The organism is Celeribacter marinus, from assembly GCF_001308265.1.
Lineage (GTDB): Bacteria > Pseudomonadota > Alphaproteobacteria > Rhodobacterales > Rhodobacteraceae > Celeribacter > Celeribacter marinus.
In genome coordinates this window covers 93,396-107,775 of the sequence record NZ_CP012023.1, presented here as the reverse complement: position 1 = coordinate 107,775, position 14,380 = coordinate 93,396, and the positions used below count along the sequence as shown (strand labels likewise).

Below are 14,380 nucleotides of genomic sequence, written 5' to 3'. Positions count from 1 at the left end.
GACCTCACTGTGTTGCAAAAGTGGCCGCCAGCGAACCGACTGTCATGGCCCAGCCATCAACCAGAACAAACAAGAGCAGCTTAAAGGGCAACGACACCAACATCGGTGACAGCATCATCATCCCCAATGACATTAGGATTGAGGCAATCACCATATCGATAACCAAGAACGGAAGGAAAAGAAGAAACCCGATTTGAAAGGCCGTCTTCAGCTCAGATGTAATGAACGCCGGCAAGATGGTCGAAAACGGGATGTCAGCATTGCTCTCATAAGCTTCAGCGCCCGCCATATCGGAAAACATCAAAAGCGTGTCACTACGGGTGTTCAAAACCATGAAATCTTTCATGATGGTTGAAGCGCGGGCAATGGCTTGATCGGCGGGAAGTGTCTCTGACATGAACGGCGACAAAGCGTTGTCATATATTAGTGTCAGGGTTGGCTGCATGATGAACAGCGACAAGAACAAGGCGATTGCGATGAGCACCTGATTTGGCGGCGTCTGTTGTGTGCCCAAAGCTTGCCGTAAAATCGACAGCACAATAATTATGCGGGTGAATGACGACATACCTAACACGAGCGACGGCAAAAGCGTTAATGCAGTCATCAAGGCCAAGATCTGTAGCGACAGCGAGTATGTCATCTCGCCCTCACCCGATTGTGTGGTGTTTAAAGCTGGAAGCCCTGAAATGTCGAAGCCCTGCGCCGAAGTAGCAGTTGCCAGCGCGATAAGGCTGATGAAACTGAGTGCGGAAAGTCTAAACATAAGTCACCTCAGTGCTGTTTGGCGCGAGTGGCAGAAGTGTCAACGGGCCATGGCGCGGCACACCAACCAAAAAGTCTGAGCCGTCAACCCGCACCAACAATAGGCCCTCCTTGGGCCCAACACTCAAGTTTTGGAGGACCTCCATACGTTTTGCTGAGGATGGCAGGCCACCCGCCCTGCGCAGACGCTTCAGCAGCAACTGGGCCGCCAATAGAATGGCCAAGAAGACCACCACTGTAACGATTTGAAATGGCTGAATATCCACTGTCTTTGCCTTACTTCTGTCTCACAAGAAAGAAGCAGGAAACGTGCCAACTCAAAGGTGGCACGTTAATTAATTGGTAATCATTTGATATAGCGTCTTATTTTTGAATACCCTTCACTGCCAAAAAAATGACAGCCCAAAGGTTAAATACTTTCTACACGCTTTTCTGGCTCAACAATTTCGCCAAAACGAATACCAAAACGTTCGCCAACCATCACAACCTCGCCCTTAGCTATCATTGTCCCGTTGATGAGAATATCCAACGGATCACCCGCCAGCCGATCAAGCTCCAAAATCGAGCCTTCGCTCAATCGCAACAGATCTCGGATGGTGATTTCAGAGCGGCCAACCTCTACTGTCATTTGCACATCAATGTTTTCAAGAACCCGCAGGTTCTCGCTTCCATCACGCTCGGGCTTTGCAATGCTGGCCTCTTCAGTAACTTGGTTTTCATCTGACATCAGACTGCCTTTCTAAACATTGTCTTTGTTTGCGTTAATACGTTCGCGCAAGTGAAGCGCGGCTTGCGGGCCAACTTGGCCCAATTCAGCATTGAAAATATCCTTACCCTCAACAAGAACTTTTACACCATCGGCAAGCTGAATTGGGAAGGTATCACCGCTTTGCAAGCGCAAAAGATTGCGCATTGAAACCTTTGGCTTGGCCAATTCTGCTGTGACCATCAGCGGAATATTCAAAATTGCGCGTTCCAGCTTTTGACGCCATGACATATCATCATCGACAAATTCAGATTGAACCCGTGATCGCAGTAAAGAGGCGATCGGTTTCAGTGTTTGAAGCGGATAGACCATATCGAAAGTTGCCGGCTCATTTCCGGGAAGCTGCACCAAAAAGGTGCAGACAATGACAGTTTCGCTGTTGTCGACAAATGAGGCGAACTGCATATTTTCTTCATGACCCTGCACCGAAAAAGATACTGGCGTAAGGTCGCGCCATGCCATTTGCATAGAACTCATCAACCCCTCTGTCACAATCTCAATGACGCGCTGCTCGGTTGCCGTGAATTCTCCAGTGGGGCGGCGCAACGAGCGCACAGCCGTGCCGCCATAGTATGAATTCGTCAGAAGCGAGATAAATGCAGGCGCCACAACCAAAAGGCTACTTCCGCGAAGCTCTTCCATACGGCTTGTGGTAAGGCTCATAAAGCTTTCCGCACCACTGGTATATTCGTCAAAGGTTTTCACCTCTGGTGGGAAAGACGAAATCCGCGGTTGAATGCGCAGCATAGGCAGAAACACGCTGCGTGCAAAGCGGCAGAACCGCTCGTTTATCATGCGCAGAGCGTAATAATCCCCCAAGAGCGATAGGTCATCTGAGCCGAACGAAAACGGGCGCACATCCACATGGCCATCATCACCGCCCATTGAAGCCGATGAGCTTTCATCGCCCAAGCCGTCAATCAGAGCGTTGACTTCATCCGAGGTAAGTTTCTTGGAAGGTGCCATCTGCGTGCCCCTTATTGCAACACGAAAGAAGTGAAGTGAACGTTTTCAATGCCACCAAACCCCTCAAGAATCTCTAATTTAGTATTGATGGCCTCCGCCATTTTCACCGCCAACATATCACGTCCTGCCTTGCCCTGGATCTCGTCTTCAGTGAACTCACTGATCGTGCCAAGAACTTCAGACCTTAAAGCCAATTGGTGCGTTTGAACGTGTTCAATCACAGTTTCATCATATTGCGTTGAAACCCCAACCCCAAGCTGTAAGAACTTGCGTGAATTGCGCAGGTTGGTTGTAAAATTGCCCTCAAATTCAAAATAGGTTGTGATGAAAGTATCCACCTCAGGCGCTTCTTTTTTGTTGAGAGCAGGCTCTTCTTCGCCCTCTTCGGCTACCTCTTCGTCCTCTTCGGGCAGCTGACCACTTTCTTTCAACTTACGTTCAATAATTTGCTCGATTTCATCACTCGGCGTGAGAGACGAGCCCCCAAAAAGAAAAAAGCCCGCGCCAAGACCAATGCCAACAAGCACGACCCCCGCAAAAACAAAGCCAATTATCTTGACTAAGCCGCCCTTCTTCTTTGGTTCATCTGTTTCTTGATCTGCCATGTAACTGCTCCTGAAATTTTATGCGATGACATTTACTGCGCCGTTATGGCTTTTTGTGTCCACAGGCATCATGGGCTCTGAGGCTAACGCATTGCGCGCGCCTTTGTTTTTGTTGGCAAGCTCGGCTGAATTTTGCTTTTGCTTTTGATTTTGATTTTGTCCATGCCCTGTGCCCGCGTGTTGTTGGCCTGCCGACATGGATGCCGCAAAGGATGTGAGCCTAAAGCCAGCATTGTCCAGCATCTGAGCCAGGCGGTCTTCAGCTCCAATCAACACCCGAGACGCCAACGTTGTTTCAGTTACAATCCGGACTTGAGTGTCTCCACCGCGAAACTCAAGGCTGACCTGTAAGTCGCCGAGGTTTTTGGGGCGCAATGAAATATCGTAGCGGGCAACACCTTCATTTTGCATCTTTTCAATTTGAGTAACGAGTTTTTGCCCCCATTGAGAATCACGCATATTAAGCGCCATAGTCGCACGTAGCACGCTTGCCTGAGCATTTGGATGTGGCGGCTCCTGAACGGGTTTGGCGGCGCTGTGTTCTAAGGAGGCCATTTCTAACTTTGCCGACAAGGGCTGAACCAACCCACCAAAACCTTTTGCCTCATCCGACTTTGACCCCGAAACCTCAGGCTTTGCAGAGCCATCTGGATTAAATTTTAGAACAAAGGTTTCCGGGCTCGGCTGAACCTCAACGGTGGCTGAAAAGGCTTCAGACACAGGAAGTTGATTTAACTTGCCAACTTCAGGCAAAATCACTGGCCCAAGTGGCGCACTCGGGCGTGTTGCCAGACCTGCCCCAGAAGAAATCTCTTCACTGAGCGCTTCCTGAGGCTTGGCAAGGACAAATGGCTCAAGAGCCAGCAGCCTTGCTTGACTCTGCCCCTTCTCCTCAGCGTCAGGGGAAATAACTCTTTTCACAAGCGCCTTACTCACCAAAACATCATGCTCACTCGGCCTCTCGGCGTCGCCTAAGTTCACGGGGTCCACTACATTCAGTTTGGCGTCGCTTTTCTGGTGTATTTCAGACAACCGCAAAGTCTCAACACCGGTCAACTCAGAAACACCAACTGCTGGTAAGGCGACATGACCATCGGACAACAGTTGAGATCCCAGATGCGTGATCGCTTGCGGTGTGTCTGGAAAGCTGGGGTTGGAAAATGGCGGAATTGCAGCTTTCGAGACTGCCAGCTTTGGTGTATCACCCTCACTGTTCACGCTCGGCATCTGCAAGCCTTCTGCGGCTCTGCCTCTAAATCGCTGAAATGCGGCATCCGTTTCAGCGCCCACAGCGCCAACTTCTATCTGGACTTGCTCCGCGTCAGGTGCTCCTAAGTGTGCAATCGCAAGAGCCGACTGCCCCCCCGCTTGCATAATCTCGCTTTCAGCCGTGGCAAGCACAATCATGCTGGGCAGTGCCGCGATAGGATCTTTTTGCAGCTGGGGCTGAGCTGGCTCATCCGCCACACCTTGCACAACATCTGACACTGGCAGAACTTGCAGGCCCGCTTCAACTAGGCTTGGTTCAGTTGCGGGAATGCTAGGGCTATCCTCTCCAGATGGTCCCTCCGCAACGGTCAACTTTACCTGCGCGCCAATGTCAAATGAACCCATCTCCTCTAGCAGCCCGCCTGGTGCAATCGCTTGCGACGCTTCAGGCAAAGCTGCCTCGATCTCTTCGGGCAGGGCTTGATTGCCTTGAAGCATATGATCAAAGCTCTGCGGTACCTCAGACATCTCGTCTGGAACAAGAGCAATCATATCGACCAATGCTGTACGACCACCCTTATCGGCGGGTCGGTGAAGCTCGGTATAGGGGGTAATGCCGTTCATGAATGCGCCTCAAAAAGAGAAAGATCTACCCAAGGGGGGTAGCAATAACAATGCCAACTTCCTCATAACTTTCGCTCTATTTTCTGTGCAGGACTCAGCCTATCGGCAAGGTCGAGAGCATCTTGTGCCAATAAGCGCCGCTCCTGCGCGGCCCGTTCCTCTAACATTTTTTCTTTTTGCTTTGATTGAGCCAGCTGCATTTGTGCAGTCTCAATTTCTCTTCCCAAAAACTCGAGCCTGTTTTGCGCAAACTCGCGCTGCTCGGCCATTTCACGCCCGTAAAAAGCTTGCGAGCGCAAAGCAGAAACCGTTTGCGTGCCGCGATCTTGGCTATTTTCCACAATCAGCTCGGCGAGTTTTGCATCAAGGTCAGAAAGCCGCGTCTGGTCTCCAACAAGCCCGCCCAAAGCATCTGCTTTCTGACGCAAACGCATCGTCTCGCGCTTCATCATCAGTTCATATAAACGAGATGTACGTGACATCTGCTCACTCTCCCATCAAGGAAATGAGATCTTGTTGGCAGTCTTTAAATGTCGCTGGCTCATTAGCCGCTTGTTTGATGTAGGCGGTGATATTGGGCCAAAGTGCGATTGCAAGATCAAGCTCAGGATCTTGCCCAGCAGCATAGCCCCCCATCAACATCAAGTCGCGGTTTTCCATGTAAACCGAGACCAGACGTTTGAATTTAACGGCTGCTTTTTGATGCGGGTCTGGGATAATATCATTCATCACGCGGCTGACCGAAGCCGTCAGGTCAACGGCAGGGTAGATCCCCAGTTGGCTATGCTTGCGGGACAAAACGATATGCCCATCCAAAATCGCCCGAGCCGTATCAACAACAGGGTCGTTGGTCGTGTCATCTCCATCAGCCAAAACGGTGTAAATCGAGGTTATAGCGCCCTCGCCTTCGCCCCCCGTGCCCGTGCGCTCAATTAAGTTCGGGATCATAGACACAACAGAAGGCGGATATCCTTTTGCTGTGGGTTGCTCTCCTAAGGCCAACCCGACCTCGCGCTTCGCATGAGCGACACGGGTGAGAGAGTCCATTATCAACAACACATTCTTACCCTGGGCTCTAAAATATTCCGCAATCGCAGTGGCGCGATTGGCACCACGGATACGCAGCAAAGCGGCTCTGTCAGCAGGCACAGCCACAACACAAATTTTGTGACGCGCCTGCCCACCCATCGAGCGCTCGACAAAATCGCCGACTTCGCGCCCACGTTCTCCGATCAGCCCAACAACAATCACATCCGCATCCGAAAACCGGGTCATCATCGACAACAACACCGATTTCCCAACACCTGAGCCCGCGACAATCCCCACACGTTGCCCACGGCCAATGCTCAGCAAAGCATTCACAGACCGCACGCCAACATCCATCGGTTCCGCTATTGCACGGCGTTGTAAAGGATTGATGGGCTTTCCGTGCAAAGGCCAACTGTCCTCAAGCTCGATGGAGCCACCCTCGTCCAGTGGTTCTCCCTGTGCATCAATCACCCTGCCCAGCAATCCAGGTCCGACGGCAATTTGACGCCCATTGTTTGCCACCGTGACCAAGGCACCCACTTCAATATCGGCATTTTGATCATACAAAAAAGCAAGGTTTCGCCCGTCACGGAAGCCGATAACCTCCGCTTGTATTGGAAACCCGTCAGGGAGATGCACATGACAGATCGACCCAACCGACACAGGAAACCCGTCACACTCAATGATCTGGCCATCAAAACGGGTGACCAAGCCTGACGCGATTAGCGGCAAAGGCTGCCCCAAGGACGCGATACTCTGGACAACGGTTTGAAGGGCGTTAATCGTCATTTTTCAGGCTGATCAGCTATGATATCGTCTAAACTTTCCTCAATGGGTTCATCATTGAGGGCTTGATCGGCTCCATCGGCTGGCTGGTTCTCGTCTACAGCCTCCAACGACACCTCGGGTGTATGCGTCTCTGGTTCATCAACAACATCATCTGCTAATGTCAAAGGAACATAGTGTACAAAAGTCGGGGCCTGCTCGACCCGCGGCATGACATCCGTCAGCCTGATACCCTCAAGCGCCAGATCAATATCTCCACGGGCCAAACTTTCATCTGCAACCAAACGTAGAGACAGCAGCTTTCTGGATTGCTCAAGACAGGGCTTTAAGACAAGCAAATCACTCGGATGAACCTTGAGGATGGGCGCCGACGTTGAGGTTTGAATGCGTTCAGCCAAGGTCTCGATCCTCGCCCCAAAAGCCTTTGGCATTTGATCAATTTGCATCCCCGCACGAGACGATGCGAGACTTATCACACTGGCGGATATGCTGTCTCTCAAAGCAAGGCTGGCATCATGCCCTTGCTCCTGAAACGCCTCTACAGTTTGCTCCAAAAGTCCCAGCGCATGGGACATCATTGCTTCAACCTCATCACGTGCTTGACGCTGCCCTTCAAGGACACCTGCCTCAAAAGCCTCCGTTATTTGGCTGTCTGCCGCCTGCTCACTCACACTTTCCGAAGCGACCATGCTAGGGCTGGTCGGCTCAGGATCAGGTGCACCCAGCTCAGTCTCAGGGGCGAGACTATCAGGTTGCAGTGTTGTCGGCTCGGTTGCGACTTCGATAGGGCTATCATCCTGCTTTCCAGCGTCGGCGCCAGACAAAGGCTGCGGTTCTGTTTGATCTGAAACTTTAGCCGCCGCTTGATCAGTTGCCGATGGTGTCTCCTCTTTCGCGGCAGGCCCAGGTGTTGCAGGCTCCGGCGGTTGCTCTGGAGCCGCTTTCTCGGCAGCGTCTTCGGCCTCTTCCTGCGCCCGCTCGCGCGCGGCATCCTGCAAAGCAATCCGTTCAGACGCCTCACGTGCCAAATCAAGCAAACTTTTTGATTTAAACGGTGCATCTGGTTTGCGTGGAGCGGCCTCGTCACGTTGATAAACCTCGGTGTCAATCGTGTTGATAAACCGAGTGATTTCAGACTGCTTTAGCGGTGCACCCGCTGCCACATCAGAGGCGCGGATCAGTCCTTCATGTGGCACAAAGTCTTGGGTCATACCATTTCGTCTCCACCACGGCCCGCAAGCACGATTGTACCGTCGTCAGACATTTTCCGCGCCACAGCAATGATCTGTTTTTGTGCTTCTTGCACATCAGTGAGACGGACAGGGCCAAGGGCTTCCATTTCGTCTTTAATGTTGGACGCTGCCCGTGTGGACATACAGCCAAACAATTTGTCGCGAAGAACCTCGTCGGCACCCTTGAGGGCCAAGACGAGAATTTCGGTATCAATGGAGCGCAGCAGCGTCTGAAGCGAACGGTCGTCAGACATAACCAAATTATCAAAGACAAACATATTGTCTTGGATCGCTTGCATAAGGTCTTTGCTGTCTTTCTTGATGTCTTTCATAATCCGCTGTTCCATCGCGGTTTTTGTGAAGTTCATGATTTTCGCCGCCGCTTTTACGCCGCCAATTTGCGAAGCGCGCAGCGTTGTATTAGCTTGGAACTTTTGCTGCATGACGCGCTCAAGCTCGCGCACAGCATCAGGCTGAACTGTTTCAAGGGTTGCAATCCGACGCACCACCTCTGGCTGCAAGTCAGGTGGCAACAGCCCCAACACATCTGCTGCCAAGCCGTAATCCAGATATGATACAATCAAAGCAACGATTTGAGGATGCTCATCAATGATGAGTTCGGCAATCGCTCGAGCATCCATCCAATCCAATATTTCAATCGGCCGCTCTGACGACGCTGGGGTAATCCGGCTCAAAACCGATTGTGCCTTATCGCCCCCCAAGGCTTTTGTCAGAACATTGCGGATGTAATTTCCAGCGCCCAAGCCCAGACTTGTCTGTTGTTTGATGATTGCCAAAAATTCGTCCAACACAGCATTGACTGTGTCTTGATCAACGCCTTGCACCGAATACATTGCCCCGCCCAAATGCTGGACTTCACGCGGAGACAGGTTCTTCAAGATTTCAGCGGCTTCATCTTCTCCGAGCAGCATCATCAGAATGGCTGATTTCTGCGTGCCCGTGAGCGTATCAAACAAGCTTTCTTCATCAGTCGGTGTCGCAAGTGCATCTGACATTTTAATTTCCTCTGGCAGCAGCAGGCCTTAGCCTACCACATCCATTTCTTTCTTCATCATTTGCTTAAAGACATTTGACACACGCCCGGCTTCATCAGACACAATCATCCGAATGATCGCCACCTTATCGTCATAGGTGTTAGCCGTATCCAACATCTCCATTGAGATGTTGGCTTTCTTCGGCTTCAGCTTGGCCTTAATGTCTTCCAAGGTTTCGCCCGCATTCACTTCGACAGATTCCATTGCTTCGGCATCTTCATCAGAAAGTCCCCCACGAGCAACCATTTCGCCACCAGCAGGCACTAAGAGACGGTTGAGAAGCGGGCGGATAACCCCCAACGAAACCACAGCCAACATCAGGATCATTCCGATTTGTTTGGCAAGGCTTTCCACCCAATCGGCCTCATGCCAATCCACCTGAATACCTTCAAGCTCTTCAATGAAAGGTTGTGATTTGACGATAAGTGTATCACCGCGGGAGACTTGCAAGCCAATCGCGCTGGAGACAAGATTCTCGATGTCTGCCAATACTTCTGGATCAATGGGTTGCATTACCATTTCGCCCGTTTCGGGGTCTTTCACGCGCTGATCACGGACCAACAAGGCCGCATTGATTTGCACAATCGTGTTTGAGGGTTGTTGCGTGGTTTGCACCTTGCGGCTCACTTCATAGTTGCGCACTTCGCTTGAGGATTGGCTTTGCACATCCCCAGAGCCCGTCGTGCCCGTGGATTGCGTGCCATCCGTCACCAGTTCGGCTTCTGTGGGCGCAGTGTTCGATATTGCACCAGGGATGCCGACAGCGGGACTTTTTGACGTAATGTCTTTTGTGCTTTGCTCACTGCGCAAGGCATTTCCGTTGGGGTCAACACTCTCCTCTGTCACCTCACGGCGCGTGAAATCAAAATCAATATTCACGCGTGCTGTCGCATTCCCTGGCCCAACGATTGGTGTGACCAAGCTTTCAATCCGCGAACGGTAGATGTTTTCCAGCCGCATGCGGTATTGCAGCTGATTATCTGTCAAAATAGAGGAGGGATCATCAGGTGCCTTGGACAAAAGACGGCCACTTTGGTCCACTACCGTGACATTGTCTTTCGCCATGCTTGGCACAGAAGCGGCAACCAGATTGATAATCGCGGTCACCTGGCTTTCGTCCATGGCACGCCCCCGGTCCAGTTGCAAAAAGACCGAAGCTGTCGGCGGCAGTTGCTCACGCACAAACACCGAACGTTCGGGTAAAGCCAAATGCACGCGGGCCGAGCGCACTGCTGAGATCTCGTTAATAGAACGCGCCAGTTCAACTTCTTGCGCTTGTTTCAAGCGCATAGTCTCAACAGACCGCGACGTGCCCATAGGGATGTCGCCCAATGTATCATATCCATCGGGCACAGACTGCGGCAGGCCTTGCGCAGCCAACTGAATACGTGAGCTGTGATAGTCCGACGCAGGCACCATGACGTCGCCGGTTGTCGGATCAAGCGTCACATCCACGCCAGCGTTTTTCAGAGTTTCAAAAACACGTGCCTTTTCTGCCTCAGGCAAGGATGCGTAAAGCGTCGTGCGATCAGGCTTTTGCATCAAAGCAAAAACAACCAAACACACACCGATTGCCAAGACGGAAATGATCATTGGAAAAGCACGCTGAAAACTTGGTTGTTGCGTCACGTTCTTGATGGTGTCTAGAACGTTGCCCGAAGATGGCACCAAGCCGTTTGCACTGCTTGACAAAGCGCTGCTGGTGTCGAGAGACTGTGTTTTCGTTGCCATGTTCGAGGCCGTCCTTGTCTTGAATGCTCAGAGTGATCTGCGATCAAACCGGCATATTCATGATGTCTTTGTAAGCGCTCAAAGCTTTATTGCGCAGATTAAGGGTCAGCTGGAAACCAAGCGAGGATACTTGCTGACTAACCATGACCTTGGCCAAATCTTGCTCGCGCCCAAGTTCAAAATCACGCGCCATTTTGGACGCATCGCCCTGTGCATTCGCGACGTCATTTAAACCATTCGCAAGCCGTTCCGAAAAACTTGGCCCTTGCGTTGGTTGGCCTAAACCCTCTTGTGCTTTCTTCAAGCTTTGCAGATGGCTTTGATCCACCTGATATTTGAGGCCTCCAATCTGTGTCATCGCGTTATCCTCCGTAGGCGCTCAGGCGGCTGACCGTGGGTTGAGATGATTGCGGCGTTGGAACATTCTGAAGCACCGGCACCATATCAATCACAATATCTTCAGCATCAACCACGCCACCATTTTGCAAAACCAAGGCCCGCTGCATGACATTTTCAAGCTCGCGCACGTTGCCTGGCCAGTCATGGCTGCAAAGCACATCACAGGCATCAGCAGACAGCCAAGGAAGCCCTTCCAAAGACATCGAGTGTTTGCGCAACAAGGCCACAGCCACAGGCAGAATATCCTCTGGTCTGCTGCTCAAAGATTGAGTTGCCATCGGAAAGACATTGAGACGATAGAACAAATCTTCTCGGAAGCGGTTGGCAGCAACCTCGGCACGCATATCGCGATTGGTGGTCGCCAGCACGCGCACATTTACATCAATTTCGCCCTGAGCCCCCAGTGGAGTTACTTTGCGCTCTTGCAGAACCCGCAACAACTTTGATTGCAGGCCAATCGGCATTTCTGAAATTTCATCCAACAACAAAGTACCCTTATCAGCCGCCCGAAAAATGCCCTTGTTGGCAACGGAAGCGCCTGTAAAGGCCCCTTTCTCGTGGCCGAACAATACGGCTTCAAGCATATTTTCTGGAATTGCAGCGCAATTTATGGCCACAAAAGGCTCTTTGGCGCGATCCGATCTGTCATGAATAAAGCGTGCCAGAACCTCTTTGCCAGTGCCCGTCGGCCCATTGATGAAAACAGTGACATCTGACTTAGCAACACGATTTGCAAGAACCAACAAATCACTTGTCGCAGGGTCAGCGGCAATCATTTTGGCGAGATCAGCACAAATTATGTCTGCGGCAACGGTAAGGGCCAGCCCATCTGACTGTGGCAGGTTCACACGCTGCACTTTTCCGCCAAGATCACTCGTGATGGAAAACTGGTCAGCGCTATCATCTACGATAACGACCAGGCGCGGCTTCAACCCACGTGCAACCGCCAAAAGGGCCTGCATATTGCCAAGCGCAGCTTCATGAGCCGCCGAGAACACCAATGTTGCGCCTGCATCTGGTGCAACCGTTTCGCCCAATATCCCTACATCCAGCATCCGGCGTGCAATAAGCTCGCGCAGCGCCTGCGCTTGTGAGAAATGTGCAGCTTCTATCAAAATCGAGTTCATTGCGGCTCTCCAGGTTACGGAGTCTGAAAGGCAATAACCAAGCCAACCCCACAAACCGGCGAGGCACAAAATCGAAAAATCAACACTTTCTTAATTTAACAACTTGATAATATTGATTAAATTTTTTTTAATATATTTTTCAAAAATTACGCCTAAATCAAAGAGTCAGAAAACAGACAAGCAAATGACGACCATGAGACTTGAGGCTTCAAATAATTGACAGCTAATACTCACAGCCTCGGTTTAACAGTTTTAAAATCTGTGTCGTTCAGATGACATGGGAGAAGTGACGATGAAGAAAATGTTATTATCAGCCGCCCTCTATGGTGCGCCTGCGCTCATAACGCTTTTGGTATTTGCGGCGGGTCACAACACAATAAGCCCTCAATCTGACAGGCTTGATGCGCTCAACCCGCCAACCCCGCCCATAGAAATTGAAGCTCCGCCTGAAAATACCGATGCCTCAGCACAAGAGACAGATGAGGAAGGGTTTGCTATAGCGACACCCGGGTATGAGTATTACCCATACCCCTCCACAATTATCGGGAACGTGCCAGGAAGTAATAAGCTGTTCAGCTTTGAAATTGCCGTTTCAATCTTTGAGTCCCCCCTCAATGCCAGCAGTATGATGACGACACTTGAAGAGCGCGAACCACAGCTGCGCCCTCTTATTCTCGCACAAGCGGCCGAGCTTAACGAAGAAGTCCTTCTGTCTCGGGAAGGCCGCCAATTGCTAAGCGAAAAGATAAAGACCACAATAAATGACTATCTGGAGCGTTGGGGCTATGAGCCGTTCATCCATAGCGTTGAACTCACCTCGTTTTTGATCACTTAATCTCAGCTCAGAGCAAGTTGGCATCAATCTTGCTCAAACACTCGTAGGAACAACCAACGAGGTAAGCTATGAATCTGTTTCTGAAATGGGTCGCGCAAACATCAAACCCCTCACAAGAGCCTGATATCGGGAATGTTCAGGTCGAGGTTTGTCATTTCGACGAAAGCGACCGCGAGAGTTCTAGGGTCTTCATACCGCTAAGCGAATATACAGAAAAAAGGACGGCTTACCCTCAAAACTAAATGCACCGATTTCACTCTCGAGGGCCTAAACAATCCGTCTGACGCACCGTTAATATGAATAACAACAGTGGCGGGAGAGAACAATGAACTACGCATTTGCAAGAAGCCAATACAACAGGTCGCGGCAGGCAGGGCTCTCGGGTATCTCCGACCCTCACGAGATGATCACTCTAACCCTTCAAGAGCTGTCACGGTGCCTCAAAAACCTACAGACGCCGGCGATCGAGGATGAGAAGAAAAAGAAATATTTCTCAAATGCCTTCACGGCTGTGTATATCTTGCAAACAAGCCTCGACTTCGAAAAGGGGGGCGAAATTGCTGAAAACTTATTCAAAGTATATGAGTATTGCCGCAACCAGCTCCAAAAAGCGTTGAAGTCAGACCCTGACGCAAAATTGGATACCTGTGAAAATATATTAAATGATATAATTGACGCGTGGGGCCAGATAAAATAACTCTAACCTCAAAAAAATGGCTGTGGATATATCCGCTAACACACTTGGAGGTTTGAGTGTCAATTTTCTGTCCCTCATGGGTATATTCGGCAACTTGTGCCCTCACAGCGCAACGCTATCTGGCTGAGTCCCTCGGGTTGGAAGCGTATGCCTCAAAATATGCCTCCGTTTTAGCTGATCGTTATAGCGATATAAGTTATGAAATGGTTCTGGACACTTCGGAAAGCTACCTTCGGCAAATGATGGACGCTGGCGTCGAAGATGCTTCTGAGATTTTAGAAAGCTATGCGTATAATAGAATCACTTTTGACAAAAATGGGGCGCCCCGCAAAATTAAGGGCTTTTTCTCGTCATCTCTTGACGGTTTAAAGACACCAGACGTCTCGGCTGAGTCGGCTGCAAAAGAATTCAAACCATTCATTTATATGTATCGTACTAAACCAGAACTCGCCATGCCCGCCGGATGGACTTGGGGCTCGATCGACGATGGTGAATGGCTGAAAGAGATGCCGGAACTGGAGGTTTCTTTCCTGGACGGCATCTAGTGCCCTGGACGG

The 14,380-nt window shown here is 50.7% G+C and carries 16 protein-coding genes; 3 read left to right on the top strand and 13 right to left on the bottom strand.

Annotation, left to right across the window (positions count from 1 at the left end; translation table 11 throughout):
- Window positions 1-4 precede the first annotated feature (4 nt).
- The 13 genes from fliP to IMCC12053_RS00515 form a co-directional block, all read right to left on the bottom strand.
- Window positions 5-763 (bottom strand): flagellar type III secretion system pore protein FliP, encoded by a 759-nt coding sequence (gene fliP / locus IMCC12053_RS00575; protein WP_062214737.1) that lies wholly within the window; start codon window positions 761-763, stop codon window positions 5-7.
- The gene (locus tag IMCC12053_RS16190) at window positions 756-995 is read right to left on the bottom strand and encodes a flagellar biosynthetic protein FliO (protein ID WP_417903502.1); all 240 of its coding nucleotides are present in this window, start codon (window positions 993-995) and stop codon (window positions 756-758) included. The genes fliP and IMCC12053_RS16190 overlap by 8 nt, the downstream gene beginning before the upstream one ends.
- Before the next feature lie 176 nt (window positions 996-1,171).
- Window positions 1,172-1,489 carry a flagellar motor switch protein FliN gene (gene fliN, locus IMCC12053_RS00565; RefSeq protein WP_062214733.1) on the bottom strand — a complete coding sequence of 106 codons (318 nt, stop codon included), beginning with the start codon at window positions 1,487-1,489 and terminating at the stop codon, window positions 1,172-1,174.
- A gap of 12 nt (window positions 1,490-1,501) precedes the next feature.
- Window positions 1,502-2,494 (bottom strand): flagellar motor switch protein FliM, encoded by a 993-nt coding sequence (fliM, locus tag IMCC12053_RS00560; RefSeq protein ID WP_062214731.1) that lies wholly within the window; start codon window positions 2,492-2,494, stop codon window positions 1,502-1,504.
- A gap of 11 nt (window positions 2,495-2,505) precedes the next feature.
- Window positions 2,506-3,099 carry a flagellar basal body-associated FliL family protein gene (locus tag IMCC12053_RS00555; RefSeq protein ID WP_062214729.1) on the bottom strand — a complete coding sequence of 198 codons (594 nt, stop codon included), beginning with the start codon at window positions 3,097-3,099 and terminating at the stop codon, window positions 2,506-2,508.
- A gap of 18 nt (window positions 3,100-3,117) precedes the next feature.
- Window positions 3,118-4,932 carry a flagellar hook-length control protein FliK gene (locus tag IMCC12053_RS00550; protein WP_062214727.1) on the bottom strand — a complete coding sequence of 605 codons (1,815 nt, stop codon included), beginning with the start codon at window positions 4,930-4,932 and terminating at the stop codon, window positions 3,118-3,120.
- Window positions 4,933-4,994: 62 nt separating this feature from the next.
- On the bottom strand, window positions 4,995-5,414 hold the full coding sequence (locus IMCC12053_RS00545; RefSeq protein ID WP_156320716.1) for a hypothetical protein: 420 nt from the start codon (window positions 5,412-5,414) through the stop codon (window positions 4,995-4,997).
- Between the two features lie 4 nt (window positions 5,415-5,418).
- Window positions 5,419-6,750 carry a FliI/YscN family ATPase gene (locus IMCC12053_RS00540; protein WP_062214724.1) on the bottom strand — a complete coding sequence of 444 codons (1,332 nt, stop codon included), beginning with the start codon at window positions 6,748-6,750 and terminating at the stop codon, window positions 5,419-5,421.
- Window positions 6,747-7,958 carry a FliH/SctL family protein gene (locus IMCC12053_RS00535; RefSeq protein WP_062214722.1) on the bottom strand — a complete coding sequence of 404 codons (1,212 nt, stop codon included), beginning with the start codon at window positions 7,956-7,958 and terminating at the stop codon, window positions 6,747-6,749. The genes IMCC12053_RS00540 and IMCC12053_RS00535 overlap by 4 nt, the downstream gene beginning before the upstream one ends.
- Window positions 7,955-8,995 (bottom strand): flagellar motor switch protein FliG, encoded by a 1,041-nt coding sequence (fliG, locus tag IMCC12053_RS00530; RefSeq protein WP_062214720.1) that lies wholly within the window; start codon window positions 8,993-8,995, stop codon window positions 7,955-7,957. The genes IMCC12053_RS00535 and fliG overlap by 4 nt, the downstream gene beginning before the upstream one ends.
- A 27-nt stretch (window positions 8,996-9,022) precedes the next feature.
- A complete protein-coding gene (gene fliF / locus IMCC12053_RS00525) occupies window positions 9,023-10,765 on the bottom strand; it encodes a flagellar basal-body MS-ring/collar protein FliF (protein WP_062214718.1) in 1,743 nt (580 codons plus the stop codon).
- A 43-nt stretch (window positions 10,766-10,808) separates the two neighbouring features.
- Window positions 10,809-11,123 (bottom strand): flagellar hook-basal body complex protein FliE, encoded by a 315-nt coding sequence (fliE, locus tag IMCC12053_RS00520; RefSeq protein ID WP_062214716.1) that lies wholly within the window; start codon window positions 11,121-11,123, stop codon window positions 10,809-10,811.
- A gap of 4 nt (window positions 11,124-11,127) precedes the next feature.
- Window positions 11,128-12,345 (bottom strand): sigma 54-interacting transcriptional regulator, encoded by a 1,218-nt coding sequence (locus IMCC12053_RS00515; protein WP_269464956.1) that lies wholly within the window; start codon window positions 12,343-12,345, stop codon window positions 11,128-11,130.
- A 238-nt stretch (window positions 12,346-12,583) separates the two neighbouring features.
- On the opposite strand from IMCC12053_RS00515, the gene IMCC12053_RS00510 reads away from it, so the two are divergent.
- From IMCC12053_RS00510 to IMCC12053_RS00500, 3 genes are all read left to right on the top strand, one after another.
- Window positions 12,584-13,126, top strand: a complete 543-nt coding sequence (locus IMCC12053_RS00510; RefSeq protein ID WP_062214714.1) for a flagellar basal body-associated FliL family protein — start codon at window positions 12,584-12,586, stop codon at window positions 13,124-13,126.
- A 325-nt stretch (window positions 13,127-13,451) separates the two neighbouring features.
- Entirely contained in the window at window positions 13,452-13,823 is a 372-nt protein-coding gene (locus IMCC12053_RS00505; protein ID WP_062214712.1) for a flagellar export chaperone FliS, read from the top strand.
- Window positions 13,824-13,879: 56 nt separating this feature from the next.
- Window positions 13,880-14,368 carry a hypothetical protein gene (locus IMCC12053_RS00500; protein ID WP_156320715.1) on the top strand — a complete coding sequence of 163 codons (489 nt, stop codon included), beginning with the start codon at window positions 13,880-13,882 and terminating at the stop codon, window positions 14,366-14,368.
- The last annotated feature ends 12 nt before the right edge of the window (window positions 14,369-14,380 follow it).

Excerpts from the sequence above, each read along its gene's own strand:
- fliP (WP_062214737.1), bottom strand. The coding sequence starts at position 763 with ATGTTTAGACTTTCCGCACTCAGTTTCATCAGCCTTATCGCGCTGGCA.
- fliN (WP_062214733.1), bottom strand. The coding sequence starts at position 1,489 with ATGTCAGATGAAAACCAAGTTACTGAAGAGGCCAGCATTGCAAAGCCC.
- fliM (WP_062214731.1), bottom strand. The coding sequence starts at position 2,494 with ATGGCACCTTCCAAGAAACTTACCTCGGATGAAGTCAACGCTCTGATT.
- IMCC12053_RS00555 (WP_062214729.1), bottom strand. The coding sequence starts at position 3,099 with ATGGCAGATCAAGAAACAGATGAACCAAAGAAGAAGGGCGGCTTAGTC.
- IMCC12053_RS00550 (WP_062214727.1), bottom strand. The coding sequence starts at position 4,932 with ATGAACGGCATTACCCCCTATACCGAGCTTCACCGACCCGCCGATAAG.
- IMCC12053_RS00545 (WP_156320716.1), bottom strand. The coding sequence starts at position 5,414 with ATGTCACGTACATCTCGTTTATATGAACTGATGATGAAGCGCGAGACG.
- IMCC12053_RS00540 (WP_062214724.1), bottom strand. The coding sequence starts at position 6,750 with ATGACGATTAACGCCCTTCAAACCGTTGTCCAGAGTATCGCGTCCTTG.
- IMCC12053_RS00535 (WP_062214722.1), bottom strand. The coding sequence starts at position 7,958 with ATGACCCAAGACTTTGTGCCACATGAAGGACTGATCCGCGCCTCTGAT.
- fliG (WP_062214720.1), bottom strand. The coding sequence starts at position 8,995 with ATGTCAGATGCACTTGCGACACCGACTGATGAAGAAAGCTTGTTTGAT.
- fliF (WP_062214718.1), bottom strand. The coding sequence starts at position 10,765 with ATGGCAACGAAAACACAGTCTCTCGACACCAGCAGCGCTTTGTCAAGC.
- fliE (WP_062214716.1), bottom strand. The coding sequence starts at position 11,123 with ATGACACAGATTGGAGGCCTCAAATATCAGGTGGATCAAAGCCATCTG.
- IMCC12053_RS00510 (WP_062214714.1), top strand. The coding sequence starts at position 12,584 with ATGAAGAAAATGTTATTATCAGCCGCCCTCTATGGTGCGCCTGCGCTC.
- IMCC12053_RS00505 (WP_062214712.1), top strand. The coding sequence starts at position 13,452 with ATGAACTACGCATTTGCAAGAAGCCAATACAACAGGTCGCGGCAGGCA.